29 protein-coding genes and 1 pseudogene are annotated in these 19,499 nt (G+C 45.7%); 24 read left to right on the top strand and 6 right to left on the bottom strand.

The window, feature by feature from the left end:
* The first annotated feature begins 218 nt into the window (after positions 1-218).
* The 8 genes from RS881_RS34850 (at position 219) to yiaA (ending at position 4,593) form a co-directional block, all read left to right on the top strand.
* On the top strand, positions 219-953 hold the full coding sequence (locus RS881_RS34850; protein WP_315814971.1) for a glycoside hydrolase family 92 protein: 735 nt from the start codon (positions 219-221) through the stop codon (positions 951-953).
* A gap of 1 nt (position 954) precedes the next feature.
* Complete coding sequence (locus RS881_RS34845) at positions 955-1,434, top strand: glycoside hydrolase domain-containing protein (protein WP_315814970.1); 480 nt, start codon at positions 955-957, stop codon at positions 1,432-1,434.
* Positions 1,395-1,553, top strand: coding sequence for a hypothetical protein (locus tag RS881_RS34840; protein ID WP_315814969.1), 159 nt, complete (start codon positions 1,395-1,397; stop codon positions 1,551-1,553). Before RS881_RS34845 ends, RS881_RS34840 begins: the two co-directional genes overlap by 40 nt.
* Positions 1,520-1,834: a glycoside hydrolase domain-containing protein gene (locus RS881_RS34835; protein WP_315824704.1), complete on the top strand. Its 315-nt coding sequence runs from the start codon at positions 1,520-1,522 to the stop codon at positions 1,832-1,834. The genes RS881_RS34840 and RS881_RS34835 overlap by 34 nt, the downstream gene beginning before the upstream one ends.
* Position 1,835: 1 nt before the next feature.
* Positions 1,836-2,372, top strand: a complete 537-nt coding sequence (locus RS881_RS34830; RefSeq protein WP_315814968.1) for a glycoside hydrolase domain-containing protein — start codon at positions 1,836-1,838, stop codon at positions 2,370-2,372.
* A 95-nt stretch (positions 2,373-2,467) separates the two neighbouring features.
* On the top strand, positions 2,468-3,268 hold the full coding sequence (locus tag RS881_RS34825; protein ID WP_315814967.1) for an alpha/beta fold hydrolase: 801 nt from the start codon (positions 2,468-2,470) through the stop codon (positions 3,266-3,268).
* Positions 3,269-3,508: 240 nt separating this feature from the next.
* Positions 3,509-4,072, top strand: coding sequence for a Crp/Fnr family transcriptional regulator (locus tag RS881_RS34820; RefSeq protein ID WP_315814966.1), 564 nt, complete (start codon positions 3,509-3,511; stop codon positions 4,070-4,072).
* Positions 4,073-4,152: 80 nt separating this feature from the next.
* A complete protein-coding gene (gene yiaA / locus RS881_RS34815; RefSeq protein WP_315814965.1) occupies positions 4,153-4,593 on the top strand; it encodes an inner membrane protein YiaA in 441 nt (146 codons plus the stop codon).
* 13 nt (positions 4,594-4,606) lie between these two features.
* Here the strand turns inward: yiaA and RS881_RS34810 are convergent, their stop codons facing one another.
* Entirely contained in the window at positions 4,607-4,750 is a 144-nt protein-coding gene (locus tag RS881_RS34810; RefSeq protein ID WP_315814964.1) for a hypothetical protein, read from the bottom strand.
* A gap of 453 nt (positions 4,751-5,203) precedes the next feature.
* On the opposite strand from RS881_RS34810, the gene RS881_RS34805 reads away from it, so the two are divergent.
* From RS881_RS34805 to RS881_RS34790, 4 genes are all read left to right on the top strand, one after another.
* Positions 5,204-5,470 carry a hypothetical protein gene (locus RS881_RS34805; protein WP_315814963.1) on the top strand — a complete coding sequence of 89 codons (267 nt, stop codon included), beginning with the start codon at positions 5,204-5,206 and terminating at the stop codon, positions 5,468-5,470.
* The gene (locus tag RS881_RS34800) at positions 5,470-6,384 is read left to right on the top strand and encodes a T9SS type A sorting domain-containing protein (protein WP_315814962.1); all 915 of its coding nucleotides are present in this window, start codon (positions 5,470-5,472) and stop codon (positions 6,382-6,384) included. Before RS881_RS34805 ends, RS881_RS34800 begins: the two co-directional genes overlap by 1 nt.
* A gap of 218 nt (positions 6,385-6,602) precedes the next feature.
* Positions 6,603-7,118, top strand: coding sequence for a hypothetical protein (locus RS881_RS34795; RefSeq protein WP_315814961.1), 516 nt, complete (start codon positions 6,603-6,605; stop codon positions 7,116-7,118).
* On the top strand, positions 7,115-7,330 hold the full coding sequence (locus tag RS881_RS34790) for a hypothetical protein (protein ID WP_315814960.1): 216 nt from the start codon (positions 7,115-7,117) through the stop codon (positions 7,328-7,330). Before RS881_RS34795 ends, RS881_RS34790 begins: the two co-directional genes overlap by 4 nt.
* Positions 7,331-7,626: 296 nt before the next feature.
* On the opposite strand, the gene RS881_RS34785 is transcribed toward RS881_RS34790, so the two are convergent.
* Positions 7,627-7,914: a hypothetical protein gene (locus tag RS881_RS34785; RefSeq protein WP_315814959.1), complete on the bottom strand. Its 288-nt coding sequence runs from the start codon at positions 7,912-7,914 to the stop codon at positions 7,627-7,629.
* Positions 7,915-7,981: 67 nt separating this feature from the next.
* Between RS881_RS34785 and RS881_RS34780 the strand changes: the two genes are divergently transcribed.
* From RS881_RS34780 to RS881_RS34765, 5 genes are all read left to right on the top strand, one after another.
* Positions 7,982-9,469, top strand: a complete 1,488-nt coding sequence (locus RS881_RS34780) for an alpha-L-fucosidase (RefSeq protein WP_315814958.1) — start codon at positions 7,982-7,984, stop codon at positions 9,467-9,469.
* A 94-nt stretch (positions 9,470-9,563) separates the two neighbouring features.
* On the top strand, positions 9,564-9,716 hold the full coding sequence (locus RS881_RS60325; protein WP_350339978.1) for a transposase DNA-binding-containing protein: 153 nt from the start codon (positions 9,564-9,566) through the stop codon (positions 9,714-9,716).
* A 26-nt stretch (positions 9,717-9,742) separates the two neighbouring features.
* Positions 9,743-10,738: an IS4 family transposase gene (locus RS881_RS34775; RefSeq protein WP_315814957.1), complete on the top strand. Its 996-nt coding sequence runs from the start codon at positions 9,743-9,745 to the stop codon at positions 10,736-10,738.
* A gap of 495 nt (positions 10,739-11,233) precedes the next feature.
* A complete protein-coding gene (locus RS881_RS34770; protein ID WP_315814956.1) occupies positions 11,234-11,737 on the top strand; it encodes a hypothetical protein in 504 nt (167 codons plus the stop codon).
* The gene (locus RS881_RS34765) at positions 11,734-11,934 is read left to right on the top strand and encodes a hypothetical protein (RefSeq protein WP_315814955.1); all 201 of its coding nucleotides are present in this window, start codon (positions 11,734-11,736) and stop codon (positions 11,932-11,934) included. The genes RS881_RS34770 and RS881_RS34765 overlap by 4 nt, the downstream gene beginning before the upstream one ends.
* 53 nt (positions 11,935-11,987) lie before the next feature.
* On the opposite strand, the gene RS881_RS34760 is transcribed toward RS881_RS34765, so the two are convergent.
* Genes RS881_RS34760 through RS881_RS34745 form a run of 4 tightly spaced genes read right to left on the bottom strand, consistent with a single transcriptional unit; the run spans position 11,988 to position 13,570 of the window.
* Positions 11,988-12,815: a sulfatase-like hydrolase/transferase gene (locus RS881_RS34760; RefSeq protein WP_315814954.1), complete on the bottom strand. Its 828-nt coding sequence runs from the start codon at positions 12,813-12,815 to the stop codon at positions 11,988-11,990.
* Positions 12,790-13,203 (bottom strand): alkaline phosphatase family protein, encoded by a 414-nt coding sequence (locus tag RS881_RS34755; protein ID WP_315814953.1) that lies wholly within the window; start codon positions 13,201-13,203, stop codon positions 12,790-12,792. The genes RS881_RS34760 and RS881_RS34755 overlap by 26 nt, the downstream gene beginning before the upstream one ends.
* The gene (locus tag RS881_RS34750; protein ID WP_315814952.1) at positions 13,170-13,361 is read right to left on the bottom strand and encodes a sulfatase-like hydrolase/transferase; all 192 of its coding nucleotides are present in this window, start codon (positions 13,359-13,361) and stop codon (positions 13,170-13,172) included. Before RS881_RS34750 ends, RS881_RS34755 begins: the two co-directional genes overlap by 34 nt.
* A complete protein-coding gene (locus tag RS881_RS34745; protein ID WP_315814951.1) occupies positions 13,337-13,570 on the bottom strand; it encodes a hypothetical protein in 234 nt (77 codons plus the stop codon). The genes RS881_RS34750 and RS881_RS34745 overlap by 25 nt, the downstream gene beginning before the upstream one ends.
* A gap of 174 nt (positions 13,571-13,744) precedes the next feature.
* On the opposite strand from RS881_RS34745, the pseudogene RS881_RS60320 reads away from it, so the two are divergent.
* The 7 genes and pseudogenes from RS881_RS60320 (at position 13,745) to RS881_RS34695 (ending at position 19,386) form a co-directional block, all read left to right on the top strand.
* Positions 13,745-15,134, top strand: a pseudogene (locus RS881_RS60320) (sulfatase-like hydrolase/transferase).
* A complete protein-coding gene (locus tag RS881_RS34720; protein ID WP_315814948.1) occupies positions 15,127-15,255 on the top strand; it encodes a hypothetical protein in 129 nt (42 codons plus the stop codon). The pseudogene RS881_RS60320 and the gene RS881_RS34720 overlap by 8 nt, the downstream one beginning before the upstream one ends.
* A gap of 634 nt (positions 15,256-15,889) precedes the next feature.
* Positions 15,890-16,282: a type VI secretion system tube protein TssD gene (tssD, locus tag RS881_RS34715; RefSeq protein WP_315814947.1), complete on the top strand. Its 393-nt coding sequence runs from the start codon at positions 15,890-15,892 to the stop codon at positions 16,280-16,282.
* Positions 16,283-16,564: 282 nt separating this feature from the next.
* A complete protein-coding gene (locus RS881_RS34710; protein WP_315814946.1) occupies positions 16,565-16,819 on the top strand; it encodes a hypothetical protein in 255 nt (84 codons plus the stop codon).
* A gap of 2 nt (positions 16,820-16,821) precedes the next feature.
* Complete coding sequence (locus RS881_RS34705; RefSeq protein ID WP_315814945.1) at positions 16,822-18,390, top strand: type VI secretion system Vgr family protein; 1,569 nt, start codon at positions 16,822-16,824, stop codon at positions 18,388-18,390.
* A gap of 7 nt (positions 18,391-18,397) precedes the next feature.
* Positions 18,398-18,766 (top strand): hypothetical protein, encoded by a 369-nt coding sequence (locus tag RS881_RS34700; protein ID WP_315814944.1) that lies wholly within the window; start codon positions 18,398-18,400, stop codon positions 18,764-18,766.
* Positions 18,751-19,386 carry a hypothetical protein gene (locus RS881_RS34695; RefSeq protein ID WP_315814943.1) on the top strand — a complete coding sequence of 212 codons (636 nt, stop codon included), beginning with the start codon at positions 18,751-18,753 and terminating at the stop codon, positions 19,384-19,386. The genes RS881_RS34700 and RS881_RS34695 overlap by 16 nt, the downstream gene beginning before the upstream one ends.
* Positions 19,387-19,499 lie beyond the last annotated feature (113 nt).

Below are 19,499 nucleotides of genomic sequence, written 5' to 3'. Positions count from 1 at the left end.
TAGCTCAAACTTACAGTGTACCTATGCCCTCCTTCTCAATTCTGTATTCTGTCTCCTGTATTCTGTATTCTGTATTCCATTTCTTGCTAAATTGTTATAGTTAGCGTACTTCAGCTGCACAGGTATTGGGAAATTTACTTAATATTGTCAACAGCTATCCATTTGTATAACTGTCAAGCCCTTTCAAAAGAGGGTGGCCAACCAACCTTTGCAGCACTATGAGCACCTTACTCAAATACCTGGCAGGTATAGCAGGTACCCTGGTTTTTAGTACCCTGTCAGCACAAACGCCGAAAGTTCCTGCCTTTACCAGCTATGTAAATACTTTTATTGGTACCGCCCCTCTTACCGATCCCAGGATACTGGGATATGAATTGCCCAAAGGGTGGCGCTCCTGGGCAGGATTAACTTTTCCCGGTAGCTCATTGCCCAATGCCATGGTACAGTTAAGTCCCATGACCGAATACGGTTCGGGCGCCGGTTATGAATACGAAGATTCAGTGATCCTGGGTTTTACCCATACCAATAAAGGCCATTGGAACCTGTGTAATATCCCCGTATTACCCTTGTCTAATCCAGGTGCTCCCTTTGGATCCCGCTTTTCACACCAAAAAGAATCAGCCGCACCTGGTTATTACCAGGTATACCTGGAAGATTATAAAGTGGATGTTCAACTTACCTCCACCCTGCGCTGTGGTTATCACCAATACCGCTATGACAACAATACCAACCGGCAAATATTGTTCGACCTGGCCCGGGCCAATAGCCGCGTGTCTGCCTGGAACATAGAGCAGGTAGGTGATTCGGCAGTAAAGGGATTCCAGAGTGGCGAGAACGTTTATTTTTATGCCGTGCTGAATACCCGGATAGACCGATTGGAAAAAGAAAGACGAAGGCCGGCCCAGCGGTCATGCCATTGTACACCTGGTCAATGGCAGCACAGGGCCTGTTGAATTGAAAATAGGCTTATCCTTTGTAAGTACCGCCAATGCCCGGCAAAACTTACAGCAGGAAATTGGCAACCGGTCTTTCAATGATATTCGCCAGGCTGCCAACCGGCAATGGGAAACCATCTTATCCTCCATACAAGTAAAAGGAGGTACACCCAAACAGAAAGGAATGCTATATTCTTCATTATATCGCTCCTTGTTGTGGCCCGCCTTGCGTAGTGATGTAAATGGTGAATATACCGATGCCAAACGGCAGGTAGTAAAAGCCAATTTTAATTATTATACCGAGCCTTCTTTATGGGATACCTACCGCAATAAGGATGTATTGCTGGGATTGGTGTCTCCGCAGGTTGCGTTGGATGTGATCAAATCGATGAAAGACGTGGGAGATAAAAAGGGTTCATACCTACCTTCTTCCATGGCGATCATGGCGCTTCTTCTATTGTGGGCGCTTACCTGCGTGGCATTGATCAGTTTGATATAAAAGCTACGTATGAAATATTGTTGAAGAATGCCAATACACCCGGTGGCGCACGGCCCCATATTGAAGAGTATATCAAAAAGGCTATATCTCCGATCCGGATATTGCCCATCCCCATGTAGAAACAAAAGCCAATGCGGGTGTTTCCAAAACCCTGGAATATGCTTATGATGACTATTCGGTAGCGCAGCTGGCTAAAAAGCTGGGTGATACAGCCAATTACCGGATACTGATGGCCCGTTCAAAGAACTATAAGAATATGTTTGATCCGGCTACCCGGTTTATGCGGGGCCGCCTGACCAATGGCTCCTGGATCACTCCCTTCGATCCCCAATATCCTTACTATGAATACATGTACCGCGAAGCCAATGCCTGGCAGGTATCTTTTTTTTGCACCGCATGATATGAAAGGTTTGGTTGGCTTATATGGCGGCGCCAAAGGATTTGAATCCAAACTGGATTCCCTATTTACCGTTCCCTGGAATCCCAAACATATTGCCCGCAATGTGGAAACCATGATTGGCCAGTATTGCCATGGCAACCAGCCCGATCACGAAGCGCCCTTTGCGTATTACTTTATCAACAAGCCGGCGAAGTCGCAAAAGATCATCGATACCATTCTCAACAGTCTGTATGGGATAGGAGAGGAAGGACTGGCCTTGTGTGGAATGGATGATGCTGGAGAAATGTCGGCCTGGTATGTATTCAGTGCATTGGGCTTGTATACTTTTTCAGCCACCGATCCCGAATACCTGGTTACCGTGCCCCTATTTGATGAAGTGAAATGGAAGACCAGCACCGGTAAATGGCTCACCATTGCAAAAACAGGTTCAACGAGGAACCTTTCCTCTATAAAAGTGAACAACAAAACAAACAAAGGATACTTTGTACCACACGATCTATTCAAGGTTGGCGGTAAGATAACTGTTGTCACCAGGTAGCGCCCTGATCGGCCATATTCCCCAGCATATTTGTCGCATTAGCACCCGTTTTTCAGCTGGTGCTGGTATACCTTTGGTCGGCAAAAGCGATATATATGAAAACTCTTTTTGCCATCTTGCTTATGATCAACGTTACCGGTGCGGCAACCGCACAATCCAATGGCCATTATGCCCAGGTGAATGGCTTGAAAATGTATTATGAAGTACATGGCGAGGGGTTTCCCCTGGTACTCATTCATGGTGGAGGCTCTACCATTGGTACCACTTTTGGCAGGATATTACCTGTACTGGCCAAAACCCATCAAGTCATTGCGGTAGAAATGCAGGCGCATGGACATACTGCCGATATTAACCGCCCACTGAGCTTTGAACAGGATGCCGATGATGTAGCTGAACTGTTGAAGCAATTGAAAATTACCAGTGCCGATGTATTTGGATTCAGCAATGGCGCCAGTACTACCTTGCAACTGGCCATCCGGCATCCTCAATTGGTGCATAAGGTCATTGTAGCTTCTACTTTTTACAAGAAGTCGGGCGCCCAGCCCTGGTTTTTTGGTATGATGGCACAGGCCAGTTTTGAACAAATGCCTCAGGCATTCAAAGATGCTTTCTTGCAGATCAATCCCGATAAAGATGCCCTGTATGCCATGTATAAAAGAGATGTGGTGCGAATGCAAAACTTTCAGGAAACAAAAGAAGAAGATATCAAGGCCATCACTGCGCCCACACTTATTATCAGCGGCAACCAGGATGTAAATACCCTGGAGCATGCGGTGGAAATGTCGCGGCAGATCAAACACGCACAGTTAGCCATCTTTCCTGGTGGTCATGGCGATTATATTGGAGAAATAACCACCCTGAAGCCTGGGCAAAAGAGTATGTGGCGCTGCCAGTGATAGAAGCATTTTTAGCCACCACGAATTAACAGTAGGCGATAAATGAGAACTGGTTACCGGTTTGAGAAAGCTGGTAACTTACCTGCTTAGTAGGGATGCTATCTAGTGCGGGATGCCTGAGCGCATGTATAACAAGTTCATTGCTGCGATTGGTAGTATGCTGATTGGTTACCGGCAGGAGAAGGCTTATCATCCCATTATAAAGTTGTATCCTGTATTCTTTCCTACATTTACTCCTGCATGGAGCAACTGTTACAACACCTGAAGAACTTTTATCATTTAAGCGAAGCTGCACAGCTAACACTGCAGGATAGTTTTACTAAGGTCATCTTGCCCAAAAATGAAATGCTTATTACTGAGGGTAAAATATGCAGGCATCTTTATTTCTTAGAACAGGGATGCCTGCGTGGCTTTTATAATTTAGAAGAAAAAGAGATCACCCACTGGTTTGGGTTTGAAAATGATTTTGTAACCTCTTTCCACAGTTTCACTACCCAACAGCCTGCCGTAGAAAATATACAACTCATAGAAGGCTGCGTATTGTGGTCCCTCTCCAAAGACACCCTCACGGCGCTATTCAATCAACACCACGAAATAGAAAGACTGGTACGCATAGCTTACGAAAAATATTATATACGACTGGAAGAACGCTTCGTCAATGCCCAATTCCGGACTGCTGGTGAACGATACCAGGACCTGCTGGAGCAAGCGCCACATATAATCGACCGGGTACCATTGGGATATATAGCTGCGTACCTGGGCATATCACAAGAAACGCTTAGTCGAATCCGCAGCCGGCTTTAACATTTGTGATGGACTGTTTTGACTGTTGTCAAAAAAAATGGGGAGGGGCTTGGTAGTTTTGGATCCATAAAATAACATATATGGAACCCAAGAACCCCATGCAACCTTCTAATGCTTTTATTGCTGCTTCCTGGATAGCCCTCCTGGCAGGGATGATCGCTTACAATATTGGCTTATGGAATGCCCAGATGGAGCTGAATGAAAAAGGTTACTATTTCACGGTACTCATGTTTGGCCTCTTCTCTGCCATTTCCGTACAAAAAGCAGTGCGCGATCAATTGGAGGGTATTCCTGTTACGAACCTCTATTATGGCATAGCCTGGTTTACCACACTTTTGTCGATCCTGCTGCTTACCATTGGCCTTTGGAATGCCGGCCTCACCAAAAGTGAAAAAGGGTTTTATGCCATGTCGTATACCCTTAGCGTATTTGCGGCCATTGCCGTACAAAAGAATACCCGCGATATGAAAGCTGCACAGAAGGATGACCACCATTCTACCGGCACCAATACCGAAAAATAAGCAATCAAGGCAATTAAAGCCATAAAGGGCGTGTATCGAAACTGCGATACACGCCCTTCTGCCTATTCACCCAATAGCGGCCCAGGTAGGTCATCCACACCATATTCGGGGCTGCCAGGCATTTTACCCTGGCTGTGAAAGGTTTGATATACAGCATATTATGCCCATATCGCATGAATGGTAAGTAGTATTTATTCCCTTAAGTCTCCAGGTGGAACCATTGTTAATGTATTAATGGTGTAGTGCTGCTTTTTATATAATACGTATATAATTCCTATACAATAGCATTATATTCCGTACATATTCCGTCTCTATAAAGGACGTGATATATACGGAATATCTACGGATTGTATACGTAATATCTACGTATTATCCTATCATTCCAGGTAAAGCCTGTATATGGCAAATAAGGTCTTGCCCACCATCTGGTATGAACTTTACACCTCAATACTTAAATAGTATTAGGTAATTATGTCCCAATAAGGGATATTTATACACCTATTTCCTTTTTAAGCAGATCCCCCATTATTCCTCCCTCTGCCGTATTACCCCTTCGCTCAATGATTAGTAGCAACGCGTTGACAACAAGCTATTCAACAAACACCTTTATATGCGAATCCTCTGCTTCTGGGTACTCTGTTGCCTGGCCAGTCCTGCTGCAACCTTGTCTCAATGTCCACATATAGCCGGCATTATGGTAGACGCCTGCGGTTTAGAAAACAATAACGAGTTTATTTTCCTGCGTACGGGCTCCAATCCTGTTAATGTGAATGATATTGGCATCGCGTTACCTGCCAACGGTAACATTACTGTGGCTAATTTGAATGATTTCTCTCCGCCTGATCCTTCCAATCTGACTCCCTGGGTGCTTGTCTAGTGGTGATAGACGATGGTGCGGTCATTCCTCCCAATTCATCGGTGGTGATCTTTATGTCGAATAATATCACCATAACGTATAATTTTACATCCTGGTGCACCCAGTTTGGAACCGTGTACATTTTATACCGGAACCTTGTTTCACCCACCACGCCCACTTTCCTGAACACCAGTGCTTCACCTGAACAGCGCACGGCCAGCTTGTCGATCAATGGGGTACCGGCTTGTAATGCTGCTTTTAAGTACAATGTGCCCACTACTTCGACTGAGGGCAATTTTTACCAGTTTCCCACACCCACCGCTGGCGTCAGTATATCGCCGGGATCGGTTAATAATGGATGTGCTTCTCCGCCATTTAGCGTATTGCCCATCAGTTTGAAAAGCTTTACAGCCACCCTGGCTAATGAAGCGGTACAAATCCAATGGACTACCAGCACGGAGCAGCAAACCGATTATTTTGAAGTGCAAAGAAGCAGTAATGGCAGCCAGTTCATCAGCCTGGGGAAAGTGGTGGCAGCAGGTAACTCAAACAGTGATCTGACGTATAGTTATAAGGATCCCGGAAAAATTACTGCCCCCGCTTACTATCGCCTGCTTACGGTTGATATGGACGGAACAAAAGAATACTCAAAAGTAGTAAGGGTGAAACCTGGTATTTCGGCCTTTGAATTGATAGAGGTAAGTCCCAATCCGGCCATTAGCGAATTGGTGGTAGCTTGGAATGCTGTCTCCGCTGGCTCCACCACCGTCATGATCGGCGATCTGTCTGGGCGGGTAGTATATACGAGAAACCTAGGCGGCGTTGCGGGATATAACCGCATTCGCTTGCCAATATCTGTTTTATTACCTGGTCTCTATCAGTTACGTCTGCAAAGCGATCAACATACGGCTTCCAGGAAATTCATTAAACAATAAGGTTCGTCCAGTCCGGGCAGTTTGTGGGTCGTTTCAGGAGACTAAATTTTCAGTTCGGACAATAGTGTATGTCCAGTTGGGGCAGTTGTAATAATTTGTATGGCTGATACAAAATATTATTCCATGCATATATCTGCCAGGTGTTTACAGATCGTTTTTCTGGTGCAAGGCATTACCTGTGTGGCGCAAGAGCGCATGCCAGCATTGGATAAGGGCAAGTGGTTTCCGGCGCCCCTAAATATTATTCCTTTCAAAGGGCCGGTTATTTTGGTTTTACCCAGCAACAACAACTGCAAATGCTGGGCAATATGGCAAAAGTGATAGAGCAGATACACCAAACGCCGGTATTGAATCCGCCTAAGGGATTTTCGGCCGGCGCCTATGCCTCGTTGTGTGAATATGGATGTGAGGTTAAAAAACAAATAACAGGAGAATCAGGTATTATTTTCCTGGAATTTTATAGAACAGGTAATAATCCCCAGGTCAAAGTGGAAGAGGAAGGCCCCTCTTTGAAGCTGTTTTTTAATAATATTGATATCATCGTTAGCAACAACGGCCTCAATAAGGATGATTATTTTGAAGAGCCGGATGTTACGGATCATATCCAGGGCTTTCCCGTGTACGGAAACCTGGTAGCCATTACAAAAAACAAGGAACCGCTGTTTGTGCCGCTTACAAAGGAACGTTATTTGCTACTGGCTATAGCGGCAGCCAAAAACAGGTGGAGGAATTGAAAAAGTCATCTGCTGAAGGCAGTCCTTACCAACAATGGCTAAAGACTAAGGATGCGGGTATGAAAGGGGCGCTGGAAGGGTTTGATATGCTGGCCAAATCTGAACCCGCGAAAGCTAAAACGGCTAAGGAGAAATACCTCAAAGAAATGCAGAAAATAGACAGTATGTATAAGGCCGATGAAGCCAGTTTTTACGCAACCAGCAAGCCATGATTGATAAGCCAGCAGGGAGGTGCAATCCAATCAGCAGCAACTGGCTGCTTATACAGCCGAAGAAAAAGGCAGCCCATGCTGGCGCGTAGTGGCCGCCCTTATATGCAATGTAATTCTAATTTCTTCAATAAGGCATTACCGCCCTATGCAGTCCAACTTGTTTTAATAGATTTGTACAAATACCCACGTAACAAGTCGGTTGTCCTTAGCAAACGCGACCATGATTTAATGAAAGAGATACTGGAGACGCTAGATCTTAGCAAGGTGCAGGCAGTATTGCAATAGAGCAGTAAATGTTAATTGTATCCTTTATCTCCACCTGATTTACGACAAGTGAGTATCGCTCTTTTAATAGTCACGGTGTATGCTCCATTGGATATATCGGTTGGCCTACAAAAACACATGGCTACTTCCTGGCTATCGGGAATGCCAAAACAAGCATCGGGAATGGGAAACTTACAGGAGGAAGGTGGTAATCCATTGGTGCCTGCTGGTTTGGCTGATAGGCGTGTAGCATGACCATGCATATATGCTGGCTTAACAGATGGGGTGGTTGGCTTAACGGAAATCATCACATCATGCATACGGTTGCGTGGGCTACTTTCAATCTTATCGGTTATCTTAGGGCATCATTAAAAAGGTGTCCCCTTCATGCAAAAGCTCATTACTCTATTGGCGGCCTTATACATTTACTTGGGTGCAGGTGCTCAGGTATTGCAGCCGGCTACTCAACCCAATGCGGCTCAGCAGGCCATGATCAAAAGAGGGTATGGCATGTTCATCCATTTTGGTGTGAATACTTTTGCGGATGTAGAATGGTCGGATGGTACGATTCCCGTTGACAAATACAACCCCACCCACCTGGACCCTGATCAATGGGTGCGTACGGCTAAGGAAGCCGGGTTTCGTTACGTATTGCTCATTACCAAACACCATGACGGATTTTGTTTGTGGGACAGTAAATACACCACGTATGATGTAGCTTCCTCACCGGTTAAAACAGATGTGGTTAAAGCGGTAGCGGCTGCCTGTAAAAAATATGGGATACAGTTTGCCATCTATTACTCTCTCTGGGACCGGCATGAGGCTTCTTATAAAGACAAAGATCCACAGGTATATGTGCAATACATGCTCAATCAGTTAACGGAATTGTTTACGAATTATGGGCCTGTTTGTGAATTGTGGCTGGATGGTGGCTGGGACAGGAAACCTACGGACTGGGGTATTGACCAGGTTTATAAACTGGTGAAGCAATTCAATGCGGCTTGTGCAGTGAGCGTGAACCATACTATTGTAAACGAAGCAGGCAAACGTAAGTTTACCCCTCCTTCGGACATGACGGTTGATAATAAATATTACTTTCAATACTTCCCCTCCGACTTCCGCCTTTGGGATCCCCGGCTGGCCCATAAGTTTGATAAGAAACAATACCTGCATGAAGGCAAATCATATTACCTGCCTTTTGAGCATACTTTATGCCTCAGCCAGCGATGGAACTGGTTTCAGAAATCAATGCCATTGCCTGTACGGGAACCCGATGAACTGGAGGAGTTGTTTTACTGGTGTACTGATAACAACAATTCGCTGGTGATCAATGTACCGCCCGATCAAACGGGCAGGATACGGGAATATGAAGCTTTGGCGGTGATCAACCTGGGCAAACGCCTGGGCCTGGCAGGGGGTAAACCATTGCCCCGCAATGGCCGTTATATCTCCTTACTAAAGCCGGCAACAGCTAGCAGTGTATGGCCTGATAAAGACAATCAGTATGATGCAGCAAAGCTCACCGATGGCAATCTCGACAGCCGATGGGCTTCGGCCGATACGCTGGCTACTGTGGAAATTACCCTCGATCCAACACAAGCATTTAATAAGATCAGCATTTTTGAGTACAAGGATACCAAATCATTGCCCGATGGATTTTCGCAGGCGCGATTGCCCCGCATACAGGAATACCAAATAGATATATTTCAGAATGGTCAATGGTATACTATTTACTATGGACATGAGCCCATGGGAGATTGTAAGGTGATCAGGTTGCCGCGTAGTTACCATGCTGGTAAACTTCGATTGAAGATCAACCGGGCTACTGCTCCTCCCTCTATTCATGAAATAAATGTGAGTGACAGCTCCCGCTAGATGATGGCTGCCCGCGACCAGCCACTAGCAATCCTCCCAGGGTGAGCCGCCCTTGCAGGGCTATTGTGTACCCACAAATAATAGCTTTGTGACTATGAATCAAAGCAATTATAATTACTTATTCGGGGATAAACGAATAGAGCGTCGCGGGGAACAATTACTAAGTTCTTTATTTCGAGCAGGTTATAGTAGTATTCAATCGATATCCAATAGTCGTGCAGAACAAAAAGGATATTATCGTTTTTAAAGAATGATAAAGTACAAGAAGACCTGTTGATCAGGGAGATGGTAGAGCGTTGCGGTAAGGTAAGTGCTGGCAATGTAGTTTTATCGATACAGGATACCACCGAGATCAATCTATGTGATCATAGTGGACGGATCCTCTATGATGAGAGTCTTGGTCCGATCAACGATACGATAAGAGGGATAGGCTTTAAGTTACATCCGAGCCTGGTAATAGATGCCCGAACGAGCTATCCCTATGGGTACTCGGGTATTGAGGTGTGGTCCAGGGAGCATCAGAGACAGGAAGTGTCGCATTATGTTCAGCAGCGCAAGAGTGTATCAGAAAAGGAGAGCCAGGTATGGGTGGATTCCAATGAACAGACTTACAAGAGCCTGTCGGCAGCCCAGGCAGTGATCATTATTCATGACAGGGAGGGCGATTTTTATGAACAGTTTGCCATGGCTCCCCAGGATGGCAAGTTCTTTTTGCTGGTACGCAGCAACCATAACAGGCGGCTGGAACAGGGTGTAAAGCTTTGGGATCATATAGAGGGATTGCCCGTAGCGGGTCATTATAGGACAACCATCAGCTATCAGCATAAAGACAAAACCAGGAAAAAGAGGGAGGCTGACATAGCCGTAAAAATTGGCAAAGTAAAGTTAAAGAAGCCTCATAAGAAGGCAGCGTCCATGCCAGGGTCATCGGTACAGTTAACCGTAATAGAGGCGCGGGAGGTAAACACAGACTTTGAAGACCCGATATTATGGCGTCTATATACTACCTGGCCGGTAGAAGACTTTGAACAGGCCCATACGGTGATAGAATGGTACAGATGCAGGTGGTTTATCGAGGAGGTATTTAAAGTGCTAAAAAGGAATGTTTTAATATTGAAGGCAGTGAGCTGGAAAGTGGTTGGAGCATCCGCAAACTTACCCTCATGCTGCTGGACACGATCATTAAGTTGTTTCAGATGTCAATTGCCTACGGTATGGAGGAAGGGGATAGTCCTGATACGGGAACAATGTTTGAGGATGAGGAAGTAGCGTGTTTGGCAAATATCAATAAAAAGGTACAGGGCAAAACAGAGAAACAATCAAATCCCTTTCAGCAGCAAAACTTAGCCTGGGCATTTTGGATATTAGCACGACTGGGGGATGGAAAGGATATGCATCCCAAAGAAAACCAGGGTTTAATACCCTGATAAATGGACTAACTAAGTTTTACACCATTTATCAGGGATATGCTTTACAAAAAGATGTGGGTACACAATAGCCCTTGCAGGGCGACCCACCCAAAGCCGGCTTCAGCCACCCTTACTAGATAAGAACTGCTATCTGCTAACCGCTTTTAGCGGTAAGGTATTACCTTATACCTTATATAACTCCTATGAAGGCGCGCTAATAGTGAGGTTTTGCTTTTTTGACACAAAACCAGTAGATAACGAATGATTATTTTTATGCAAGTGTAGATGAAATATAAATTTATAGCCGTTTCCAATATTTAATCATTAAACTCACGGCTATGCAAAACTATCCAAGTTGTCCTTGTACAACTTGAAAGACGAAGTGGTGGTAGATAAGTTATCTGGCACCCTCGATCAGCAATTGCTCAACTCCACCTTTGAATCTTACCTGAAGCTCGACGGCGAACACACCAATCATTTTAAAGTAGGTGAAAGTTATTATGCCATAGGTTCTACTGAAAATGGCAGTCCTGTCAGATCTGAAACAGTTGTGTGTAAAGTGGCGAGCCCTCATCCTGTTTTTGAAGGTAATTTGACATTGCCTGAACCAGGCAAAGGAGGCAATCCTGCACCATTGGCCGGAGGCGATATGATGATCCAGTTCACCAATTTTTCTTCCACTACTTTCAGTCTTAGCACACATGGTGCTAATCTCCAAAAGGGATTGGGTGGATTGACCACAGCGCCAGGGCCTTATTTACAGACTATTTCCGGGATGCAGTCCATGAGTGCCAACCAGGTGTTGGCCGGAATTGAACATGGCGACTCGGGCATCTTTTTGCCAATGCGGTGTCGATGAATCAACCCACCTATGCGGTAAACTTTCTGGATCTTCCGGCTGGTACCGATGAAGGGACAATAGGGGAACAGCTATTCGGCACCACGGATAAGCTGTATTGTACCGATTCATTGGTTTATGGTGCAATAGGTGATGAAACTATATTGGACGATCTGGCAGAAGCTGGTAGAATGCTCGTACTCTTTTTGAGCGCCTGATATTTCATGATCACGCACCACGGGAGGAGTACTACCAAGTGGTGAGTGGTCATTTATTTCAATTCATCGGGCCAGGCCACTTGGCGGCCACTGGCTTTCCAGGTGGGCATTTGTGCGTCCCGCTGTCTTAGTTCATCACCCAATAAGTGGGCAAGCCTTGCTACCTGTTGTGGATAGGTGGATGCGAGGTCATGCTGCTCACCCAGATCGGTATCAAGATTGTAGAGTTCCAGCTTTTGTTGTTTCATTAGGTACACCAGTTTCCAGGGGCCTTTGCGGATGGCACTGACCCAGGCAATGCCTTCGTCTTCGCGGGTAGTCCACCGGTTGGGGTAATGGAATACCAGTGCACGGGAAGTGTCTGTGTATAAAGGATTCTTCAACACAGGTACATAGCTGCGTCCGTCAATACGGGTAAGTTGTTTTGCCGCCGGCTGGGTTGTTTTACCAGCTTGCAGTAATGACTTTTCGCTGCCTGCTTGTGGAAGGGGAATACCTGCCATGGCGAGTATGGTTGGAAAAAGGTCTTCGGCCATTACATATTGTTTGGTACGGCTGCCGGGCTTTGTGACACCGGGCCAATGCACCATAAGTGGTACGCGGATGCCCCCTTCATATACCGATCCCTTGCCTGCCCGCAAAGGCAGGTTGTGGGTATTGCGAATGCCGCCCCGGCCCGCATTGGACAGGCCGCCGTTATCGCTCATAAAGATGATGATGGTGTTTTTGTCTATCCCTTTCTCGCGTAGGTAATCCATAATGTCTCCCAGACTTTTATCCATGCCTTGTACCAGCGAAGCATAAGCTGCTTCAACGGGTGAAAGGCCGGCCGCCAGGTATCGGTCTACATATCTTTTATCGGGCTGTATGGGCGTATGCACGGCATAATGCCCCAGGTAAAGAAAAAGGTTGCCGGCGGTTGATGGGTACTTCCATCACCTCCTTGGCTTTATGAGTAAGTGCATCTGATAAGAAAATATCTTGCCCATAAAACTCCTGCAGCCCTGGTACTGCATTAAAAGTTGCTTTGCCCGGCTCATTGCCAAAGTTCCGCTCTCCATAATAACTCTGTGGATGTCCCAACGATCCTCCAGCTACATTGGTTATGAAACCCAGGTTCAGCGGATCACTGCCCGGTGTGCCCTGGCTGCCCCAATGGGCCTTGCCCACATGCAGGGTTTGGTAACCTGACTCCTGTAACAATTGCGGAAAAGGTTTGGTGGTATAAGCACCAGTCAACGGGTGGGGCTGATGCCATTGATATTCCACACCGGCGGCTGTAATAAACTATCCGGGTAGTCTGTAGGCTGATCGCGGGTAATATTCGTCCAGTTGGTGATATGGGTGCGCGCTGCACTCATACCGCTTAGTATGGAGGTACGTGTGGGTGTACATACCGGATTTACATACGCATTGGTAAATACCATACCTGCCTTGGCCAGCCTTTCCATATGGGGGTATGGAATTGCCGGTTGAGGGCCATTACCGAATCGCCAAAGGGTAGGGAAGTATCCATCCAGCCCATATCATCAACCAGGAAAAAAATAATATTGGGACGTTGCTGCTGCGCCGGTCCTTGTGCCATGCTGGTCAGGAAGTAGAGTAAACAGGAAAGGGTGGATAGTATCATTTTCATACAGCTGCGTGCGTAACCGGAATACGGGTTACCCTGCTAATATAGTGCAATTCAATGGGGTGCTCCTTATAGCACGATGTGCAAACGTATGCGCAGTGATTTCCTGGTTGGCCTTTGCTAAAATGACCTACTTTCATCGCGCATGATACATTGATGACCCAATAATAAAATTGAATGAACATGATCAGGAAAGGCTTACTGCTGATAACAAGTTTAATGTATGTGAATACCATGATGGCACAACTGGTAAAAGCGAAGGCGTCAAAACCTGCTTTACCCAATATTGTGTACATCTATGCTGATGATTTGGGTTATGGCGACCTGGGCTGTTATGGCCAGCAGAAGATCGAAACACCGAATATTGACCAGTTGGCAAAAATGGCATGCGTTTTACACAGCACTATGCTTTCCCGGTTTGCGCTCCTTCGCGTTACTTGTTGATGACGGGTAAGCATTCGGGCAGGGCCTATATACGGGGTAATGATGAATGGGGTGAAAGAGGACCGGTATGGAATTTTAAAGCCATGGAAGAAAACCCTTTCCTGGAAGGTCAACGTCCCATTCCCGATTCAACGCTTACGATTGCAGAGGTACTGAAAGAAAAAGGCTATACTACTGGTATGGTTGGCAAATGGGGATTGGGGCTCCCTTTACCAGCGGCGTTCCTAACCGGCAAGGGTTTGATTATTTCTATGGTTTCATCTGTCAACGGCAGGACCATACTTATTATAGTGGTCATTTATGGGAGAATGAAGACCGGGTAGTGCTTAGCAATAAAGTAATGGACCCTGCAGTGAAATTCCCGAAAGACCTTGATTCAAGTGATCCTGCAAACTATGCGATCTACGAACAGAAAGATTATACGCCCGACTTCCTGATCAAGTCGGCAGTTAACTTCATTGATAAGAATAAGAACAAACCTTTCTTCCTGTATTATCCATCGCCATTGCCGCATGTGTCATTACAAGCGCCTAAGAAATGGGTAGACTATTACCATGCCAGGTTTGGTGATGAAAAACCTTTCCTGGGCGATTCGTATTTTCCATGCCGTTATCCACATGCTACCTATGCCGCCATGATTGCTACGCTCGACGAGCAGGTAGGGCAAATTGTAGCTTCGCTCAAACGAAATGGCCTGTATGAGAATACGATCATTATGTTTTGTAGTGACAATGGGCCTGCTGCCAATGCGGGTGTGGACCCGGTATTTTTCAACAGCGGAGGCCCCTTCCGCGGCGATTATGGTTGGGGTAAAGGTTTTTACATGAAGGGGGTATACGGGAACCGTTCATTGTACAATGGCCGGGCAAAGTTCAACCAGGGACTACTTCCGATCATCTTTCCGCTACCATCGACATCATGCCTACGCTTTGCGAACTGCTGGGTAGGAAACCTCCAACCGATATTGATGGTATTAGTCTTTTACCTGCTTTGCTGGGTAAAAAGAAAAACAGCAACAACATGCCTACCTCTATTGGGAATACCCGGAATATGGCGGTCAGCAGGCGGTGAGAATGGGCAATTGGAAAGCCCTGCGGCTGAACCTGCTGAAGGGAGTGATTAAAACAGCCTTGTTTGACCTGAGCAAAGACCCGCAGGAGCAGTATGACCTGGCCGCACAATACCCCGAAATTGTAAAAAGATGGAAGCCATTATGCTGCAGGAACACCAAACGCCGGAAGTGACCCGGTTCCTGATGCCGGTACTGGAAAAATAGGGGTTAGCTGTTAGCTTGTAGCTTTTACTGTTAGTAGTTGGCTATCAAGCTAAAGCAGTTAATTAACTAATGTGAATGGTAAAAAAACGGACTCCTTACTTTTTACTACCTCGTCCTGGTCAATGTTCAATTTTCAATGCTCTATGTTCTATGTTCTATGTTCTATGTTCTATGTTCATTGGGGTGGCTCTCCTAATGTCTAATAGGTAACAATTCGCTCCTCCTCACTCATTTGAGTACCTAAAAGAATAATGCAGGTAGTATAACTTGCAGGAAAAGATTCCTGTGAAAAATTCTTTTGTTATGGACAATGGGTAGGGATATACGTAATTAAGTGGAGACTTATCTTTACTTATGCCCTAAACACGCTTTGTAATTCGCTGCTTACTAGTCGGTTAATGTAGACTGTATGATTGAAGGTTGATTAGTGCCCCATGAATAGCAACAGATAGGTTGTTGGCCCTGCCTGGCAGGATACGTTAATTTAATCATTAAATCATCCTCCACCCCTTCGTACAATTGAAAAAAATAATTAATTTGTTATTCCCCTGACTATTTTATGCGACTAATAAATCATTAATCACTTTTTAAAACCTTCCAAGATGTCATTTAATGCAAAGCTAAAATTCGGCAGCAAAGATAATATCGATGTCCTTGCCTGCGATTATGCACTTCGTCGTGATGTAGATGCCAAGGGCCGTCCCGCTTCCGGTGTTTATGGTGGTACTATTAATCTCACCGTTGAATCTACTGATGATACCAGTATTATTGAAGCGATGGTGAATCAATACAAACCTGTTGATGGCAGTATCACTTTTAAGAAAAGTGATGAAGACTCAAAGATGAAAGAACTCACTTTTGAAAAGGGTTATGTAATTGCTTTCCAGGAAAGTATCGATATTAAAGGGGCAAAACCGATGCAGATCGATTTCACTATTTCAGCGCAAAAGATCAAGGTAGGCAATGCTGAACATAAGAATGAATGGCCTTCCTAGTTAGTATTTGTTATTTCATGGATTCCTTTCGACTGTTTCTATATCGTTCCCCCATACTCCCCGTTAGATTCAAAGTTGTATCTATCTCTTTGTTTTAATTCCTGAAGGAAAACCACTTACCGTACTTGATTCTTTATTTAGTTGATGTTTGCCTTTGTGTAAATGTCAGCATGAACTGTTATTCCTTATAACGCAGGCTCCAGGGGTATATACCTATGGTAGCCTTCCCTTGTTGGATAAAACCGGCGCCGGCGTTGCAGAAGGAACATAAATCTTTGTAAGATGCAAAACCAGGTCATTGCCGATATTGAAATTGAAGACCAGAAAATTGATAATTACAGTGTTGTTGTTATCAAGCAGCGCTTTAATGCCCATCATGAATTTGCCATTCGCATCCGGTATGATGTACTGGGGCAGGGCAGTTCCTTCAAGCTGAAGAATAGCCAGAAATTGATTGGTAAAATGGCCTCGATCAAACTGGTACAGGCCAATACACGTGAGCAAGCCTATGAGTTCAGGGGCTTATTTGCGAGGTGAGTATGGAGCAGTCCGATAATTTCACCAGTGAGTTGGTATTGAAAGGTTACAGCCCTACCATCCTCCTGGAAAATGGTCCGCATCTGCTCTCCTTTTATAAGAAAAGCCTGGACGATATTGCCAACCAACTTACCGAGCCCGCCGCCCAAAGTTGTGATGTGCAATTGGCTCCCATACACAAACCGCCACTCACCTACATCTGTCAATACCGCGAAAGCACCTTCCATTTTCTTAACCGCCTATCAGCCGATTTTGGGGAATGGCTATACTATGATGGTAAAACATTGTTTTTTGGTAAGCCCTCCTCATCACCCGATGTTGATATTACCTACGGTCAGGATGTGCACAATATGCAGTTTACGCTGCGTATTCTGCCGTTGAATTTCAGTGGTTATTCTTACTTGTCGAAGGATGATAGTTTTATCTCCGGCAAATCACCCAAAGAGGTAGAAGGTCTGGATGAGTATGGGTCTTTTGCCCTGAAAGAATCGAATAAGGTCTTTGCCGAATCGGTTAGTTTTCCAATAAAACCCCGGGTTGAAAGCAAGGGGGACCTGGATGCCTTTATCAAAAAACAAAAAACAGCGATGGCTGCCCGTCTGGAAGTATTGACTGGCAGCAGTGATAATCCCTTCATTTGCATTGGTGCTGTAGCCAACGTGAAGTTCTCCAAATTTGAAAATGATTCCTTTACGAAGGAAGATTATGGAAAATTCCTGATCACCTCCATTGAACATCATGTTAATGAGAACGGTAAATACTACAACAACTTTGAAGCGATACCTACTGGATTAGATATGATCCCTGTACAGCAGGTAGTGGTGCCCATTGCAGAGCCACAGGTGGCTACTGTGATGGATAATGCGGATCCGGATAATAAGGGCCGGGTAAGGGTGCAAATGCTGTGGCAGCGAGCCAGTGGTGAAATGACCGATTGGATAAGGGTGATGACTCCTGATGCCGGTGGTGGTAAGGGTGGTGCCCCCAATCGTGGACTGGTAGTGATACCCGAAACGGGCGACCAGGTACTGGTTGCTTTCCGGTACAATGACCCCGACCGCCCCTTTGTAATGGGCAGCCTGTTTCATGGTAAAACAGGCGGCGGTGGTGGACAGGGTAATAAATCAAAAAGCCTTACGGCGCTTTCGGGGAGTGTGATTAGCCTCGACGGCGATGCCATTTCGGTGGTTGATGCCGCCGGTAATAAGATCCACCTGGATGGAGCCGGTAAGATCAATATCAATTGTTCTACGGAGATCACGCTGGAATGCGGTTCCTCAAAAATTACGATGAATTCGGGTGGTAAGATAGAGGTCACGGGAACCGAGATCATTGCGCATGGTTCAACCAAGGCTGAGATGAAAAGTACGGCTTCCTTTACAGCACAGGGTACCTCGGCCATTGTACAAGGCACCGCCACGGAGATCAAGGGCGATGCCAAAGTGGATGTGGTTTCCCCTTCCACCAGTGTCAATGGCGATGCCAACCTGCTGCTTCAAAGTAAAGGCACGATCAATGTAGACGGCACCACTATGACGAATGTAAAAGGTGGTACGGTAAACCTCAATTAAAACAGGCATGCTGGCAGAACACAATCCCATAGCAGAACTGGTACATAAGATACAATCGAAGTGGATCAAAGAGGTATCACCTTTTCCCCACCTAAAGATGGTGCGTTGGCTTATCAAGCCGGAAGAGGCCCGGTTATATGAAGGATTCCTTAAACTGGAGTCAACCGAACACGGCGCACTTCCCGAATTGGTGGTAACGCTGCTGACGCCCTTTGAAAATGAGAACGACCATTCCCTGCATTTATACAATGATTGGATCAACACACTCCAGGCCGATCAAAAAGCTCAGCAGGTATTGACACCTGCACAGATAGCGGCAGTTGAAGGCACTGGGGGAGGGGACCGGATGCTGATGCTCGTTTGCTGGCCATGTTGACGCGTTTCCGCGAACAACTGCCCGATAAAACGATGCCCCTGGTAGTGGCCCTGTTGCCACACGCCATTCATGATATGGATGGTTACCGACAATGGCTCATCGGGTTATTGAAAAAAGGTATTCCTCCATCTGTCTCTTTCATGATTGTAGATCATATAGGAGCTTACTACTTTGATGGCGTGATGAAAAAATACCCGGATAACACCAAATCATTGAGTGTGGAGCTGGACCTGGATGGGGCCATCAGTAAGATCGCTAAGTCGGGCAATAGCAATGCCCCGGTAGCCAAACTCAATGAATGTATTTTGGAAATGGGGAAAGCAGTACAGCAAAACAATGTTGCACGGGTAGATGAATGGGGCGAAAAAGCATTGTTTATTACCCAACGATCTGGCTTGAAAAGCCTGTTTGCCACTGCCCATATTGTATATGCAGGTATGTTATTCAACTTCAAACAATTTGAGAAAATAGATGGGCTGCTTACAAAAGGTTTGCGCCTGGCTACTCAGGGCTTAAATAAAGAAGGAGATGCCTGCCGCCCCTTACTCATACAGTTTCATGGTTATATCGCGGCCAGCAGCCAGTTACAGAAAAATGCCTGCTGCAGTAGCCGGATTTGAAAAGCAAGGCGATACGGCACAGGAATATGCCCTGCCGGGAATGGCCATCAATGCCTACCGGCAAGCCTATACCTTAAGTAAAAAAACGTACCGGAGAAATATGCCGATCTGCT

It is taken from the genome of Paraflavitalea speifideaquila (genome assembly GCF_032395985.1).
GTDB lineage: Bacteria > Bacteroidota > Bacteroidia > Chitinophagales > Chitinophagaceae > Paraflavitalea > Paraflavitalea speifideaquila.
Note: the sequence above shows the minus strand (reverse complement) of the source record. Positions and strands in the feature narration are given on the sequence as shown.

Coding starts and splice junctions, on each gene's coding strand:
- RS881_RS34850 (WP_315814971.1), top strand. CDS start 219: ATGAGCACCTTACTCAAATACCTGGCAGGTATAGCAGGTACCCTGGTT.
- RS881_RS34830 (WP_315814968.1), top strand. CDS start 1,836: ATGAAAGGTTTGGTTGGCTTATATGGCGGCGCCAAAGGATTTGAATCC.
- RS881_RS34825 (WP_315814967.1), top strand. CDS start 2,468: ATGAAAACTCTTTTTGCCATCTTGCTTATGATCAACGTTACCGGTGCG.
- RS881_RS34820 (WP_315814966.1), top strand. CDS start 3,509: ATGGAGCAACTGTTACAACACCTGAAGAACTTTTATCATTTAAGCGAA.
- yiaA (WP_315814965.1), top strand. CDS start 4,153: ATGGAACCCAAGAACCCCATGCAACCTTCTAATGCTTTTATTGCTGCT.
- RS881_RS34810 (WP_315814964.1), bottom strand. CDS start 4,750: ATGCTGTATATCAAACCTTTCACAGCCAGGGTAAAATGCCTGGCAGCC.
- RS881_RS34805 (WP_315814963.1), top strand. CDS start 5,204: ATGCGAATCCTCTGCTTCTGGGTACTCTGTTGCCTGGCCAGTCCTGCT.
- RS881_RS34785 (WP_315814959.1), bottom strand. CDS start 7,914: ATGCATGATGTGATGATTTCCGTTAAGCCAACCACCCCATCTGTTAAG.
- RS881_RS34780 (WP_315814958.1), top strand. CDS start 7,982: ATGCAAAAGCTCATTACTCTATTGGCGGCCTTATACATTTACTTGGGT.
- RS881_RS60325 (WP_350339978.1), top strand. CDS start 9,564: ATGAATCAAAGCAATTATAATTACTTATTCGGGGATAAACGAATAGAG.
- RS881_RS34765 (WP_315814955.1), top strand. CDS start 11,734: ATGAATCAACCCACCTATGCGGTAAACTTTCTGGATCTTCCGGCTGGT.
- RS881_RS34750 (WP_315814952.1), bottom strand. CDS start 13,361: ATGGTATTTACCAATGCGTATGTAAATCCGGTATGTACACCCACACGT.
- RS881_RS34745 (WP_315814951.1), bottom strand. CDS start 13,570: ATGAAAATGATACTATCCACCCTTTCCTGTTTACTCTACTTCCTGACC.
- tssD (WP_315814947.1), top strand. CDS start 15,890: ATGTCATTTAATGCAAAGCTAAAATTCGGCAGCAAAGATAATATCGAT.
- RS881_RS34710 (WP_315814946.1), top strand. CDS start 16,565: ATGCAAAACCAGGTCATTGCCGATATTGAAATTGAAGACCAGAAAATT.
- RS881_RS34705 (WP_315814945.1), top strand. CDS start 16,822: ATGGAGCAGTCCGATAATTTCACCAGTGAGTTGGTATTGAAAGGTTAC.
- RS881_RS34700 (WP_315814944.1), top strand. CDS start 18,398: ATGCTGGCAGAACACAATCCCATAGCAGAACTGGTACATAAGATACAA.